Raw genomic sequence first — 13,490 nt, forward strand, 5'->3', positions numbered from 1 at the left:
GCGCCAAGGAGCCCACGCATGGAAAGGACGACGCACGAGGTCATCATCATGGGCGGCGGCCTCGCCGGGCTGTCGCTGGCGATGCAGTTGAAAGGGGCCTACCCCGACATCGGCATCGTCGTGCTGGAGCGACAGAAACGCCCGTTGCCGGAAGCCGCGCACAAGGTCGGCGAGTCCACCGTCGAAATCGCCGCCCATTACTTCGCGCACACGCTCGGCCTGCTCGACCACCTCGAACATAAGCAGATCCGCAAGTTCGGCTTCCGCTTCTTCTTCTCCGACGGATGCGACGACCTCGCCGACGTGACCGAACTGGGCGTCAGCGCGGTGCTACCCACGCCCAGCTACCAGATCGACCGCGGCATCCTGGAAAACTTCATGGGCGACGAGGCCCGCCGGCGCGGCATCGACTTCCGCGAAGGCGTGACCGTCAAGGGCTTCGACATCGGCGAGGGCGACGCTCCCCACGTGGTGCGTTACAGCGACGACGGCGTGACCCATGAACTGCAGGGACGCTGGCTGATCGACGCCGCTGGCCGCACGGGGCTCATCCGGCGCAAGCTCGATCTCACGCGCGACAATGGCCATCACGCGAACGCCGTGTGGTTCCGCATCGGCGAGCGCCTGGAGATCGACGGCTGGTGCGACGATGCCGAATGGCAGGACCGCTGCCACCCGCCCGAACGCTGGCGCTCCACCAACCACCTCTGCGGCCCTGGCTATTGGGTGTGGCTGATCCCGCTGTCGTCAGGCGCGCACTCGGTGGGCATCGTGGCCGATGCGGCGATGCACCCGCTGGAAACCATGAAGACGTTCGACCTCGCGCTCGACTGGATGAAAAAGCACCAGCCGGTGGTGGCGCGCGAGCTGGAGAAGTGCAAGGACAAGCGGCTCGATTTCGCCTTCTTCCGCGATTACTCCTACAGCTGCTCGCGCATGTTCTCGGCCCACCGCTGGGCCCTCACCGGCGAAGCCGGGGCGTTCCTCGACCCGTTCTATTCGCCGGGCAGCGATTTCATCGCCATCGCCAACACGTACATCACGCTGCTGGTGGGACAGGATCGTCAGGGCGCGAACCTCGCGTCGCATGCCAGGCAATACGAGCGCATGTTCATGTCGTTCTACGAAGGCACGCTGAGCATGTACCGGGGCCAGTACAACCTCTTCGGCGATCCGGAAGTGCTGCCGATCAAGGTAATCTGGGATTACGCCTACTACTGGGGCGTGCTGTGCCAGCTGGTGTTCCAGAACCGGCTCGGCGACAGTGGCTTCATCGCCCGCATGGGCGACGTGCTCAAAGACGCCACCTCGCTCAACATACAGATGCAGGCGTTCTTCCAACGCTGGCACGCCCATTCGGATCGCCGCAATCGGCGCACGATGCTCGACCAGCGCAACCTGCGCTGGTTCGCGGACATGAACCGCACCCTGCATGACCAACTCGATGACGCCTCCCTGGCCACACGCCTGCATCACAACGTGGACATGATGCGCGCGCTGGCCGCCGCCGTCGTGGAGCGCGCGAGCGCGGATCACCCGGCGCTCGTCGACGACGCCGGCGAGCTCATGGGCGAGGGTGCCACGCGCCCGATGCTGCAGGAATGGGCGGCCTGACGGATGGGACGAGGCCGGTGAACGGTGGCGTCATTCCCGTTCACGACGGAAGCAGCCGACCTGGTGGTCGTCGACGAGACCCGCCGATTGCATGAGCGCGTAGCAGATCGCCGTGCCGGCGAACCGGAACCCCCGCCGGCGCAGCGCGTCGCTCATGCGATCCGAACGGCTGCTTCGCGATGGTAGCGGATCGTCGCGTCGGAACCGGTTGACGATCGTGCGCCCATCCACGAAAGACCACAGGAAATCGCCAAAGGCGCCGTCCGTGCGTCGCATGGCCTGGACGGCCCGCGCGTTGATCCGCACGGATGCCAGCTTGAGCCGATGGCGGATCAGGCCGCGATCCAGCGCGATGCGTGCCATGGCCGCATCGTCGAGCGCGGCGACCGCGTCGATATCGTAGTCGAGGAAGGCGCGCCGGTACGCCGCGCGCTTGGCCAGTACGGTGCGCCACGCGAGACCGGCTTGCGCCCCCCTCAGCACCAGCAGCTCGAAAAGTGCGCCCTCGTCACGCAACGGCACGCCCCATTCGGTGTCGTGGTAGATCCGCTCGGCGTCGGTGCTGCCCGTTCCATCGCAACGCATGCCGCCACCTCTTTCCTGTCCATGGGGCCGGTGAGAATATCGGGCCGCTTTCGGTCAAGATGTCCGCCTTTCATGGCGAGTGGCGTGCGAATGAATGAATCCCGGTCATCGCAGGGCGCTGTCGTCGCACTGGCCCTCACCGTCATCATCTGGGCCAGCAGCTGGATCGTCATGAAACAGGTGCTGGCCTACGCCGGCCCGTTCGACTTCTCCGCGCTGCGTTACGGCATCGGCGGCGTGCTGATGTTCGGGGTGCTGCTCGTGACGCGGCGCTCGCTCGCGCCGCCGCCGCTCGCGGGCACGATGCTGGTCGGCGTCAGCCAGACGGCCGCGTTCCAGGGGCTGGGCCAGTGGGCGCTGACCACCGGCGGTGCCGGCCACGTGGTCTTGCTGGCGTATGCGATGCCCTTTTGGGCGGTACTGCTCGCGTGGCCGATCCTCAAGGAAACCCCGTCCCGTCGCCAGGGTCTCGGCCTCGCCCTGGCCGCGGTGGGGCTGATCGCCGTAATCGCCCCCTGGGAGGGCCTGGGCAGCGGACGCAGCACGGTCTTCGCGCTGCTCGGCGGCATATGCTGGGCCCTCGGCACGGTGGTGAGCAAACGCATGTTCCAACGCCATCGCTGCGAGCCGCTCAACTTCACGACGTGGCAGATGACCTTCGGCGCCGCGGCCCTGGGCGTGGTGGCCCTGTGCGTGCCGCAACGGCCGGTCGCGTGGACGCCGGCGCTGATCGGCGGCCTGGCCTACGCCGTCGTCTTCGCCACCTGCGTGGCCTGGACGTTGTGGCTTCGGGTGGTCGGTCGGTTGCCGACCGCCGTGGCCGCGCTCTCGTCGCTCGCCGTGCCGGTGCTCGGCGTACTGATGGCCTGGGCATTTCTCGGCGAGCGGCCCACGCCGAACGAATGGATCGGCATGGGCTTCATCGCGGCGGGCCTCGCCGCGGTCAGCGGCCTGCGCCTGCCGCGGTCACCACGGTAGGGCGTCGAGATCGACGTTGCCTCCCGTAAGAACGACCCCCACGCGGCGGCCGGCGAAGCGGTCGGGGTAACGCAGCAGCGCGGCGAGCACGGTCGCGCTGGAAGGCTCGACCACGAGGCGCAGTTCGGACCACAGCAGACGCATCGCGGCGATCGTCTCGGCATCGCTCACGCGCACGACGTGGACGGCATGGTCACGAAGCACCTGGAAGTTCGGCGCGCCGACCAGCGTACGCAGGCCGTCGCAGAGGGTATCGGGAGCGAACGGCTCGACGCGCGCCCCGGCTTCCAGCGACCGGACGGTGTCGTCGGCGCCTTCGGGCTCCACGCCGAACAGTCGCAAGCCCGGGTCGATGCCATGCGCGGCGAGGGTGCAGCCTGCAGCGAGCCCCCCGCCTCCCACCGGAAACAACAGCGTATCCAGGCCGGGATGGCACCGGAGCAGTTCCGGCACCAACGTGCCCTGCCCCGCCATCACCCGTGCATCCGCATAGGGATGCACGAGCGTGGCGCCGGTCGTGGCCTGCACTTGCGCCGCCATGGCTTCGCGCGCGGCGGGGGTGGGCGCGCAGCGGTGCACGGTGGCACCTGCCGCGAGGATGGCGTCGACCTTCGCCTTCACCGCTCCCTCGGGCACCACCACATGGGCCGGGATGCCGCGCGTTCGCGCGGCCATCGCCAGGGCGTTGCCGTGGTTGCCGGAGGAATGGGTGACCACGCCGCGGTGCGCGTCGTCGTCGGACAGCGACCACACCGCATTGACCGCGCCGCGAAACTTGAATGCGCCGCCGCGTTGCAGGTTTTCGCACTTGAAGACCACGGTGCCGCCCACGCGCGCGTCGATGACGTCGCTGTGCACGGTCGGCGTCACGACGGCGTAGGGCGCGATGCGCGCCGCCGCATTGCGAATGTCATCGAAGCGCGGCGCCTCGCTCACGCGGTGAATTCCACGCCGCAGTCGAAGCGGCGCTCGGCCCCGGGCGCGAGGGTGATGGCCTCGCGGCAATCGCCGCGGTTGAACGCGTTGGGGATGCATTCCATGGGCTCGAGCGCCACCGATTTGCGGGCGTCGCGCTCGGCGGTGTCGGCGGTAAAGGCGAGCATGACGCCGTGACGCTGCCACAGCGCGATGGCGCGACCGGTGCCGGGATCGCGCAGCCGCGTGCGGATGCGCCCGTCGGCATCCGCCTTCAGGCGCGCGTAGGTGTGGTTGAGTTCGGTGGCGCCGATCGTGCGTGGCTCGCGGAAGTCGAGCGCGGGGTCGGCGGCATCGATCGACTGCCACGCGGCGTCGCCCGGCAGCGGAATGAAGCCCGCATCGGTCGCGACCACCTGTGCCGCCGGCACGTGAAGCTCCCACCCCTCGATGGGCGTGTCGGACAGGCGGAAGTAGGGATGCCAGCCGAAGAAGGTCGGCGCATCGTGCTCACCCACGTTGCGGGTGACAGCCTCCAGGGCGAGGCCCTGCTCGTCGAGCGTGAAAGTGACACCGACATCGAGCGCGAACGGGTAGCCGGGATGCGCGCCGGGGCGGATCGCCTGGGTAGCGAAGGTGACGCGCGCGTGCGACTGGCCGGCCTCCTCGTGCGTCACGTCGAAGGTTTCGCCGCGCAGGAAGCCATGCCGGCTCGCGCGATCCGTGCCCGTCGCGCCGGGCTGCAGGTCGTATTCGCGCCCCTGGAAGGTGTAGCGCGAGTCGTCCACGCGATTGGCGAACGGCGTCATGATCGCGAAGCGCGAGCCCTTGTGCGGCACCAGTTCGGCCTCGTCGCGAAAACCATCGGCGATGTCGTGCCCGTCGAGGCGGATGGACAGCACGGTGGCGCCACGCCGCGCGATACGCACCTCCCGGCGGGCCGCCGTATCGGTCAAGACCAGCAGTTCCTGGGCGCCCAGGCTGGCACGGGTGATCGTGAATCGGGACATCGGGTGCTTCCTTTTGACGGATCCGACCGCATGTTAGCCTGCCTGTCAGACACCTGAAGCTCTCCCCGCCATGAGCGATCGTTCGGAAACCCCCACCGCCCCCATCCTCCTCGCGGACTACCGGCCACCCGCCTGGACCGTCGAGCAGGTGGAACTCACCTTCGACCTCGCCATCGATCGCGCCGAGGTCGATGCGCGCCTGGCCTTGCGGCGCAAGGTCGACGAGCCGATACGCCTGAACGGCGAGGGCCTCGAGCTGATCGAACTGAAAGTCGACGGCCGGGTGCTTTCGGAGGGCGAGTATATCCTCGGCGACGGGATGCTCGAGTTCACGGCGACGGGCGACACCTGCGTGGTGGAGACACGGGTGGCGCTCAGGCCCGCGGAGAACACCGCGTTCGAGGGGCTTTACCTCTCCGGCAGTCGTGAGACGGGATTTCTGTTGACGCAGTGCGAGGCCGAGGGCTTTCGCCACATCACCTTCTTTCCCGATCGCCCCGACGTGCTGTCCCGCTACACGGTAACCCTGCGTGCCGACAAGGCACGTTTCCCCGTGCTGCTGGCCGGCGGCAACCCCGACGGGTCCGGCGATCTCCCGGAAGGGCGCCACTGGGCGCGCTTCGTCGACCCGCATCCGAAACCGAGTTATCTCTTCGCCCTCGTGGCCGGTCGCCTTGAGCGCATCAGCCGCGATCACGTCACCGCCGACGGCCGACGCGTCGCCCTGCACATCTGGGCCGAACCCGACGCGATCGATCGCTGCGATTACGCCATGGATGCCCTCGTCCGCTCGATGCGCTGGGACGAAGACGCCTACGGCCGTAACTACGATCTGGACGTATTCCACGTGGTCGCCACGCACGACTTCAACATGGGCGCGATGGAGAACAAGGGCCTCAACATCTTCAACGCCAAATATCTCCTGGCCGATCCGGACTCCAGCACCGACGACGAATACCGGCATGTCGAAGCGGTGGTCGCGCACGAGTATTTCCACAACTGGAGCGGCAACCGCGTGACCTGCCGCGACTGGTTCCAGCTGAGCCTGAAAGAAGGGCTCACCGTGTTCCGCGAGCAGAGCTTCTCGGCCGACATGAACTCCGCCCCGCTCAAGCGCATCGAAGACGTCGCCCTGCTCCGGCGCGCCCAGTTTCCCGAGGATGCCGGTCCGCTGTCGCATCCCGTGCGCCCGTCGCAGTACAGCGAGATCAACAATTTCTATACCGCCACGGTCTACGAGAAGGGGGCCGAACTGGTTCGCATGCTCGCCGGACGGCTCGGTCCCGAGGGCTTCCGCCAAGGCACGGATCTTTATTTCGCCCGGCACGACGGCCAGGCGGTGACCATCGAGGATTTCCTGCGCGCGCTCGGCGAAGCGAACGGTATCGACCTCATGCCGTACCTGGCCTGGTACGAACAGTCAGGTACCCCGCGCATCAGCGCCGACGGCCGCTACGATGCCGCGCAGCGCCGCTATCGCCTCACGCTGCGCCAGCGCACGCCCGCCGTGGACGGCCAAGCCGCACGGCGGCCGCTGCCGGTGCCCGTGCGGTTGTCGTTGTTCGATCCGTCCGGCCAGGCGACGCCGCTGCGCCTGGAGGGCGAGGCCGCGCCCGACGGCGTCGAGCGCACCGTGGTGCTGCATACCGCCGAACAGGTGTTTACGTTCGAAGATATCGCCCAGGCGCCGGTTCCGTCGCTGCTGCGCGGGTTTTCCGCCCCGGTCATCCTCGAATACGACTACGCGCCGGACGAACTGGCTCTCCTGCTTCGCCACGACGCAGATGGGTTCAACCGCTGGGAGGCCGGCCAGCAACTCGCCGGACTGGCGTTCGACGACGCACGCGACGGCCGCCAACAGGGAGCGGCCCTCGACGCGTGGACGACCGTCCTGGCCGCGCTATTCCATGACCCGGCCGTCGACGACGCCCTCCTCGCCGAACTGCTCACGCCCCCCGGCGAAATCGAACTGGTGGAACGCCAGCCCGAACGCGACCCGCAGCGCATCCGCGACGCGCGGCTGCGCATGCTCGGCGCACTCGCCGCCCGCATCGGGGTGCCGGCATTGCGCCAGCGTTACGACGCGCTGAGCGCGATGGCCCGTGGCGACCTCGACGCCGCCAGCCAGGCACGTCGGCAGCTCAAGCGGCGGGTACTCGACCTCATCGCGCTGGCCTCCCCCGACGACGGCCGCGCCCTGGCCCGTACTCAATACGAGCGGGCGCCCGCCATGACCGACCGGCTCGCGGCGCTGTCCACGTTGGCGCTCGCCGATGCGGACGCGGCGGCCGAGGCCATCGCGCACTTCCGGCGCAGGTACGACGGCAATGCCCTGGCGCTCGACAAGTGGTTCGCCATGCAGGCGCAGTTGCCCGGGGACAGCGCCTTCGACCGCATCCGATCACTGGAAGCGGATCCGGCCTTTACGCTGAAAAATCCGAACCGTGTCCAGGCCCTGATCGGCACCTTCGCCCGGGCCAATCCGACGGGATTCCACCGCACGGACGGTGCCGCCTATCGCTGGCTCGCGGACCGGCTGCTGGCGATCGATGCGCTCAACCCCCAGGTCGCCGCGCGCGTCGCCACCGCGTTCAACGGCTGGAAGCGACTGGAACCGGTGCGCCGGGAAGCGGCCCATGCGGTGATCGCGGCGTTGTCGTCACGACGGGACCTATCCCGCGACCTGACCGATATCCTCGGACGCGTCGCCTTGGGGTAAGCGTGCGCCCGGTCACAGGCAAAACGTGCACTTGCTCAAGAAAAGTGACGTTCTACGTCAGGCAGTGCCGAAATCGAGCACCTGACTGACAAAAAACTCACACACGGTTCATTGGGACGGTGTAGTGTTGGCACCAACGAAAAGAGCCGCACCCAAGGGCGCGGCTCTTCGTGCCAGTCAAACGGTTTCTGGCGCCCGGCAGCACGGTCATCCTGGATTCCCCCTGTTCCTGAGACCGCCGGGCGCCAGATCTCATTCGTCGAACGAATAGGGCGTCCCTGCCCGTATTCCGCTTCCTTCCCCCGGCACACGGCCGAACCCCTGTCGTCCAGCCTCGGCGCGCGGATGATCGCGCAGCGTCCGCCCGGTGGAAGTGCATGCATAGCAAAGCATGACTCGTGCCATGGGCCTCTTCACGCCGACAGGCGGCAGGTCGACCGGCACCCGCGTAAACTATGCCACCGGCTCCAACGCCCGATATCCCTGCCATGCTGCATCAAGAATCCTACGACGTGATCGTGGTCGGTGGCGGCCATGCCGGCACCGAAGCCGCGCTGGCGGCTGCCCGAGCGGGCGCACGCACGCTGCTGCTGAGCCATAACATCGAAACCATCGGCCAGATGAGCTGCAACCCGGCGATCGGGGGCATCGGCAAAGGCCACCTGGTGAGGGAGATCGACGCCCTGGGCGGTGCCATGGGCCGGGCCGCCGACCGCGCCGGCATCCAGTGGCGCACGCTCAACGCGTCCAAGGGCCCGGCCGTGCGCGCCACGCGCTGCCAGGCCGATCGTGCGCTTTACAAGGCAGCGATCCGGGCCATGGTCGAAACGCAGCCCAACCTGTGGCTGTTCCAGCAGGCCGTGGACGACCTGCTCCTTGCCGGTGGCCGCGTCGCGGGCGTCCGGACGCAGATGGGACTGGATTTCCACGCCCCTGCCGTCGTGCTCACTGCCGGCACCTTCCTGGCGGGCAAGATCCATATTGGCGCCGCGCACTACGCCGGCGGCCGGGCCGGCGATCCGCCCGCCACGACCCTCGCCTCACGCCTGCGCGAGCTGCCGGTGGCAGCCGATCGCCTGAAGACCGGCACGCCGCCGCGCATCGACAGCCGCAGCATCGACTTCTCCCGTCTCGACGAGCAACCCGGCGACGATCCGATGCCGCACTTCTCGTTCATGGGCTCGGCCGCCGACCACCCCCGCCAGGTCAGCTGCTGGATCACCCACACGACCGAGGCCACGCACGCGCTCATCCGTGGTTCGCTCGACCGCTCGCCGCTCTACAGCGGGCAGATCGAAGGCGTCGGTCCCCGTTACTGCCCGTCGATCGAGGACAAGGTCGTCCGCTTCGCCGACAAGACCTCGCACCAGATCTTCGTCGAGCCGGAAGGCCTCGACACCGTCGAGATCTATCCCAACGGCATCTCCACCTCCCTGCCCTTCGACGTGCAGTACGCGCTCGTCCGCTCGATCCCCGGTTTCGAGAACGCGCACATCACGCGTCCCGGCTATGCCATCGAATACGACTACTTCGATCCACGCGGACTCCATCCGTGGCTGGAAACGAAAAACGTGCCCGGCCTGTATTTCGCGGGCCAGATCAACGGCACCACGGGCTACGAGGAAGCCGGCGCCCAGGGCCTCATCGCCGGGATGAACGCGGCGCTCGCCGTGCGTGGCGACGCGCCCTGGTACCCGCGACGCGACGAGGCCTACATCGGCGTGCTGATCGACGACCTCACGACCAACGGCACGATCGAGCCTTACCGCATGTTCACCTCGCGCGCCGAATACCGCCTGCACCTGCGCGAAGACAACGCCGACCTGCGTCTCACCGAGCAGGGGTACGCACGCGGCGTCGTGCCGGAGGACCGCTTCCGCCGACTCGAGGCCAAGCGCGATGCCGCCGAACGCGAAACCGCGCGGCTGCGCGGCCTGTGGGCGGCACCCACCAACGCGCTGGGCGCCGCGGTCGAACGCACCCTGGGCATCGCCGTCAGCCGCGAAACGCACGCGCTCGACCTTCTGCGCCGTCCCGAACTCGACTACGCCACGCTGACCGCCGTGCCCGAACTGGGCCCGCGGGTGCCCGACGCCGAGGTGGCCCTGCAGGTCGAGGTGCAGGCGAAATACGCGGGCTACCTGGAGCGCCAGCGCGACGAGATCGAGCGCCAGCGTCGCCACGAGTCGACGGCCATCCCCGAAGGCTTCGACTACGACCGCGTGCGCGGGCTCTCCGCCGAGGTTCTCCTGAAGCTCAAGCGATCGCGCCCGGCGACCATCGGCCAGGCATCGCGCATCAGCGGCGTCACCCCGGCCGCGATCTCGCTGCTGCTGGTCCATCTCAAGCGCCGCGCGGCCTGATCGGGCCGCATGGGCGGACGCCCCCTGCCGACCGGCAGGCGGCACCGTCACGACCCATCTGGCATCATTCGCGGCCAGTGCAACGAGCTTAGGGAAGGACAACCATGCAAGTCTGGATCGGACGCAACGGCGAGCGCTTCGGACCCTATACCGAGGACGAGGTTCGCCAGTGGATGCGCGACGGCACGGTGCGCTCCGACGAGCTGGGCTGGTACGAGGGGATGACCGACTGGCGCCCGCTCGGCGAACTGTTTCCCGGGGCCCAGCCGGCCACCGGCAGCATGCCGCCGACACCACCGCCGTTCCTCGGCATCCAGGAGGCGGCCGCGCCGGACTACGCGACGTTCTGGGCGCGCGTGGGCGCATGGATCATCGACTACGTCATCCTGATGGTGCCTTTCACCGTGATCGCCATGGCGATGGGCATGAACGGCCTGATGGCGGAGTTCCTCGCCAACGCGCAGCACGACCAGACGGCAGCCTTCGTCGCCTTCAGCGCCGCGACGCGACCGATCAGCTTCGCGCTGGTGGTCCTGGGTTTCGTCTACTACGTGGCCTTCGAGTGCTCCAATTGGCAGGCCACCCCGGGCAAGATGGCGCTGGGCCTGCGCGTCACCGATGTCGAGGGCAGGCGCCTCACGCCCGCCCGCGCCGCGGCCCGCAACGTGGTGCGCCTGGTCAACGTAATCAGCACGCTGGTGCCGTTCGTGTGCTATCTCGTCACCGCGTTCACCCAGCGCAAGCAGGGTGTGCACGACCTGGTCGCCGGCACGTACGTGCTGGTGGGCCGCGCCGGCAAGGTGGCGGATCCGGCACCTGTCCGCTCCCCCGGCAGCTTCGACGCCTGACGATCCGCCCCGCCCTAGGGCGGGGTGGTCACCCGTGCTTGCTATCATCGGCGGCCCGGCCCGACGTCACGGCCGGCCGAGCAACGCACAGGAACGACATGCAGAGCATCGAACAACGTATTGCCCAGGACATCGCCGCGAAGCCCGACCAGGTGCGCGCGGCGGTCGAATTGCTCGACGGCGGCGCCACGGTGCCCTTCATCGCGCGCTACCGCAAGGAAGTGACCGGCGGTCTCGACGACACCCAGCTTCGCCTGCTCGAAGAGCGGCTTCGCTACCTGCGCGAGCTCGAAGACCGCCGCTCGGCGATCCTCGACAGCATCGCCGAGCAGGGCAAGATGACCGACGCCCTCCGCGCCGACATCCTCACCGCCGACACCAAGGCACGCCTGGAAGATCTTTACCTTCCCTACAAGCCCAAGCGCCGCACCAAGGCCCAGATCGCCCGCGAGGCGGGGCTGGAGCCGCTGGCGCTCGGCCTGCGCGACGACCCCACGCAAGACCCGGAAAGCATCGCCGCGGGCTTCGTCGATGCGGAGAAGGGCGTGGCCGACACGAAAGCCGCCCTCGACGGGGCCCGCGCCATCCTCATGGAAACCATCGCCGAGGACGCCGCCCTGGTCGGCGAGCTTCGCGACTGGCTGTGGGAGAAGGGCCAGATCCGTGCCGCCGTCGTGGCGGGCAAGGAGACCGAAGGCGCGAAGTTCCGCGATTACTTCGACCATGTCGAGCCGGTCGCGAAGATCCCCTCGCATCGCCTGCTCGCCCTCATGCGCGCCCGCAACGAAGGCGTGCTCGAAATCGACCTCAATCCGGGCGTCGACCCCGAACAGGGCCACGCCGAGGGCGAAGGCCGCGTCGCCGCGCGCGCGGGCATCGTCGATCGCGGTCGCCCGGCCGATGCCTGGCTGCGCGAAACCGTGCGCCTTACCTGGCGGGTCAAGCTGCACCTGCACCTCACGCTGGATCTCTTCGGCCGCGTGCGTGAATCCGCGGAAGACGAAGCCATTCGCGTATTCGGGGAAAACCTCAAGGATCTCCTCCTCGCCGCGCCCGCCGGCCCGAAGACCGTCATGGGCCTCGATCCGGGCATCCGCACCGGCTGCAAGCTCGCCATCGTGGACGCCACCGGCAAGCTGCTCGCCTACGACACCATCTACCCGCACGAGCCGCGCAACCAGTGGGATCAGTCCATCGCCCGCATCGCGCAGCTGTGCCGCCAGCATGGCGTCAACCTCATCGCCATCGGCAACGGCACCGCGTCGCGCGAGACTGACAAGCTCGCGGGTGAGGTCATCCGCAAGCATGCCGACCTCAACCTGTCGAAAATCGTGGTCAGCGAAGCCGGCGCGTCCGTGTATTCGGCCTCGGAACTGGCGTCCCGCGAGTTCCCGGACCTGGACGTCTCCATCCGCGGCGCGGTGTCGATCGCACGCCGCCTGCAGGATCCCCTTGCCGAGCTGGTCAAGATCGAACCGAAGGCCATCGGCGTGGGCCAGTACCAGCACGACGTGAACCAGGTGAAGCTCGCCCGCGCCCTCGATGCCCGCGTGGAAGACTGCGTCAACGCCGTCGGCGTCGACGTCAACACCGCCTCGGCGCCGCTGCTTGCGCGCGTGGCTGGCCTCTCCGCCAGCGTCGCGGAAAACGTGGTCAAGCACCGCGACGCCAACGGCCCCTTCCCCAGCCGCAAGGATCTCCTCAAGGTACCGCGCCTGGGCGACAAGGCCTTCGAACAGTGCGCGGGCTTCCTTCGCATCAGCGGCGGCAGCAACCCGCTCGATGCCAGCGCCGTGCACCCGGAAGCCTATCCGGTGGTCGAGCGCATCCTTGCCAAGTGCGGCCGCGAGGTGAGGCAGGTCATCGGCGACAGCGGGTTCCTGCGCGGGTTGAAGGCGGAGGAGTTCACCGATGCGAATTTCGGCGTACCCACCGTGCGCGACATCCTGAAGGAACTGGAAAAACCCGGCCGCGATCCGCGCCCGGAATTCGTCGCGCCGACCTTTGCCGAAGGCGTAGAAGACCTCAAGGACCTGCGCGTGGGCATGGTGCTCGAGGGGCGCGTGACGAATGTCGCCGCGTTCGGCGCCTTCGTCGACATCGGCGTTCACCAGGACGGCCTCGTCCATGTGTCGGCGCTCTCGCACACCTTCGTCAAGGATCCCCGCGACGCCGTGAAGGCCGGTGACATCGTCAAGGTCAAGGTGATGGAGGTCGACCTGCCCCGCAAGCGCATCGCCCTCAGCATGCGCCTGGACGACGTGCCCGGTGAGGCACGCACCGGCCGGCCACCCGCCCGCGACGACGCGCCCGCCGGCAATCGCCGCGGCGGTGGTGGTGGTGGCGGACGCGGCCTCCAGCCACCCAAGGCCACGCCCGCACCGGCCAACAGCGCGTTTGCCGATGCCCTGTCGCGCGCCATGAAGAAGTAAGCTTCACCGGCAAGAAAGTTCTCAGG

Annotated in this window: 9 protein-coding genes; 6 read left to right on the plus strand and 3 right to left on the minus strand. The window is 68.4% G+C overall.

Going from position 1 to position 13,490, the window contains the following annotated elements; all coding sequences use genetic code 11:
* Window positions 1–18: 18 nt before the first annotated feature.
* The gene (locus PI246_RS15405) at window positions 19–1,614 is read left to right on the plus strand and encodes an NAD(P)/FAD-dependent oxidoreductase (protein WP_320552196.1); all 1,596 of its coding nucleotides are present in this window, start codon (window positions 19–21) and stop codon (window positions 1,612–1,614) included.
* A gap of 30 nt (window positions 1,615–1,644) precedes the next feature.
* Here PI246_RS15405 and PI246_RS15410 read toward each other — a convergent pair whose 3' ends face one another.
* Window positions 1,645–2,199, minus strand: a complete 555-nt coding sequence (locus tag PI246_RS15410; protein WP_320552197.1) for a DNA-3-methyladenine glycosylase I — start codon at window positions 2,197–2,199, stop codon at window positions 1,645–1,647.
* Between the two features lie 90 nt (window positions 2,200–2,289).
* Here PI246_RS15410 and PI246_RS15415 point away from each other — a divergent pair, with 90 nt between their 5' ends.
* Window positions 2,290–3,177, plus strand: coding sequence for a DMT family transporter (locus tag PI246_RS15415; RefSeq protein ID WP_320552198.1), 888 nt, complete (start codon window positions 2,290–2,292; stop codon window positions 3,175–3,177).
* Here PI246_RS15415 and PI246_RS15420 read toward each other — a convergent pair.
* Window positions 3,166–4,113: a threonine ammonia-lyase gene (locus tag PI246_RS15420; RefSeq protein ID WP_320552199.1), complete on the minus strand. Its 948-nt coding sequence runs from the start codon at window positions 4,111–4,113 to the stop codon at window positions 3,166–3,168. The two genes, PI246_RS15415 and PI246_RS15420, sit on opposite strands and share 12 nt — an antisense overlap.
* Window positions 4,110–5,102: an aldose 1-epimerase gene (locus PI246_RS15425; RefSeq protein WP_320552200.1), complete on the minus strand. Its 993-nt coding sequence runs from the start codon at window positions 5,100–5,102 to the stop codon at window positions 4,110–4,112. The genes PI246_RS15420 and PI246_RS15425 overlap by 4 nt, the downstream gene beginning before the upstream one ends.
* A gap of 70 nt (window positions 5,103–5,172) precedes the next feature.
* Between PI246_RS15425 and pepN the strand changes: the two genes are divergently transcribed.
* The 4 genes from pepN to PI246_RS15445 all read left to right on the plus strand — a co-directional run bounded on the left by pepN (window position 5,173) and on the right by PI246_RS15445 (window position 13,464).
* Entirely contained in the window at window positions 5,173–7,821 is a 2,649-nt protein-coding gene (pepN, locus tag PI246_RS15430; RefSeq protein ID WP_320552201.1) for an aminopeptidase N, read from the plus strand.
* Window positions 7,822–8,309: 488 nt separating this feature from the next.
* A complete protein-coding gene (mnmG, locus tag PI246_RS15435; protein ID WP_320552202.1) occupies window positions 8,310–10,184 on the plus strand; it encodes a tRNA uridine-5-carboxymethylaminomethyl(34) synthesis enzyme MnmG in 1,875 nt (624 codons plus the stop codon).
* Window positions 10,185–10,288: 104 nt separating this feature from the next.
* On the plus strand, window positions 10,289–11,032 hold the full coding sequence (locus PI246_RS15440; RefSeq protein ID WP_320552203.1) for an RDD family protein: 744 nt from the start codon (window positions 10,289–10,291) through the stop codon (window positions 11,030–11,032).
* Window positions 11,033–11,130: 98 nt separating this feature from the next.
* Window positions 11,131–13,464 carry a Tex family protein gene (locus PI246_RS15445; protein WP_320552204.1) on the plus strand — a complete coding sequence of 778 codons (2,334 nt, stop codon included), beginning with the start codon at window positions 11,131–11,133 and terminating at the stop codon, window positions 13,462–13,464.
* Window positions 13,465–13,490 lie beyond the last annotated feature (26 nt).

This window comes from Luteibacter sahnii (assembly GCF_034063545.1).
Classification (GTDB): Bacteria; Pseudomonadota; Gammaproteobacteria; order Xanthomonadales; family Rhodanobacteraceae; genus Luteibacter; species Luteibacter sahnii.

What these genes read in the sequence shown, in the direction of transcription:
- PI246_RS15405 (WP_320552196.1), top strand. Translation starts at nt 19, where the DNA reads ATGGAAAGGACGACGCACGAGGTCATCATCATGGGCGGCGGCCTCGCC.
- PI246_RS15410 (WP_320552197.1), bottom strand. Translation starts at nt 2,199, where the DNA reads ATGCGTTGCGATGGAACGGGCAGCACCGACGCCGAGCGGATCTACCAC.
- PI246_RS15415 (WP_320552198.1), top strand. Translation starts at nt 2,290, where the DNA reads ATGAATGAATCCCGGTCATCGCAGGGCGCTGTCGTCGCACTGGCCCTC.
- PI246_RS15425 (WP_320552200.1), bottom strand. Translation starts at nt 5,102, where the DNA reads ATGTCCCGATTCACGATCACCCGTGCCAGCCTGGGCGCCCAGGAACTG.
- pepN (WP_320552201.1), top strand. Translation starts at nt 5,173, where the DNA reads ATGAGCGATCGTTCGGAAACCCCCACCGCCCCCATCCTCCTCGCGGAC.
- mnmG (WP_320552202.1), top strand. Translation starts at nt 8,310, where the DNA reads ATGCTGCATCAAGAATCCTACGACGTGATCGTGGTCGGTGGCGGCCAT.
- PI246_RS15440 (WP_320552203.1), top strand. Translation starts at nt 10,289, where the DNA reads ATGCAAGTCTGGATCGGACGCAACGGCGAGCGCTTCGGACCCTATACC.
- PI246_RS15445 (WP_320552204.1), top strand. Translation starts at nt 11,131, where the DNA reads ATGCAGAGCATCGAACAACGTATTGCCCAGGACATCGCCGCGAAGCCC.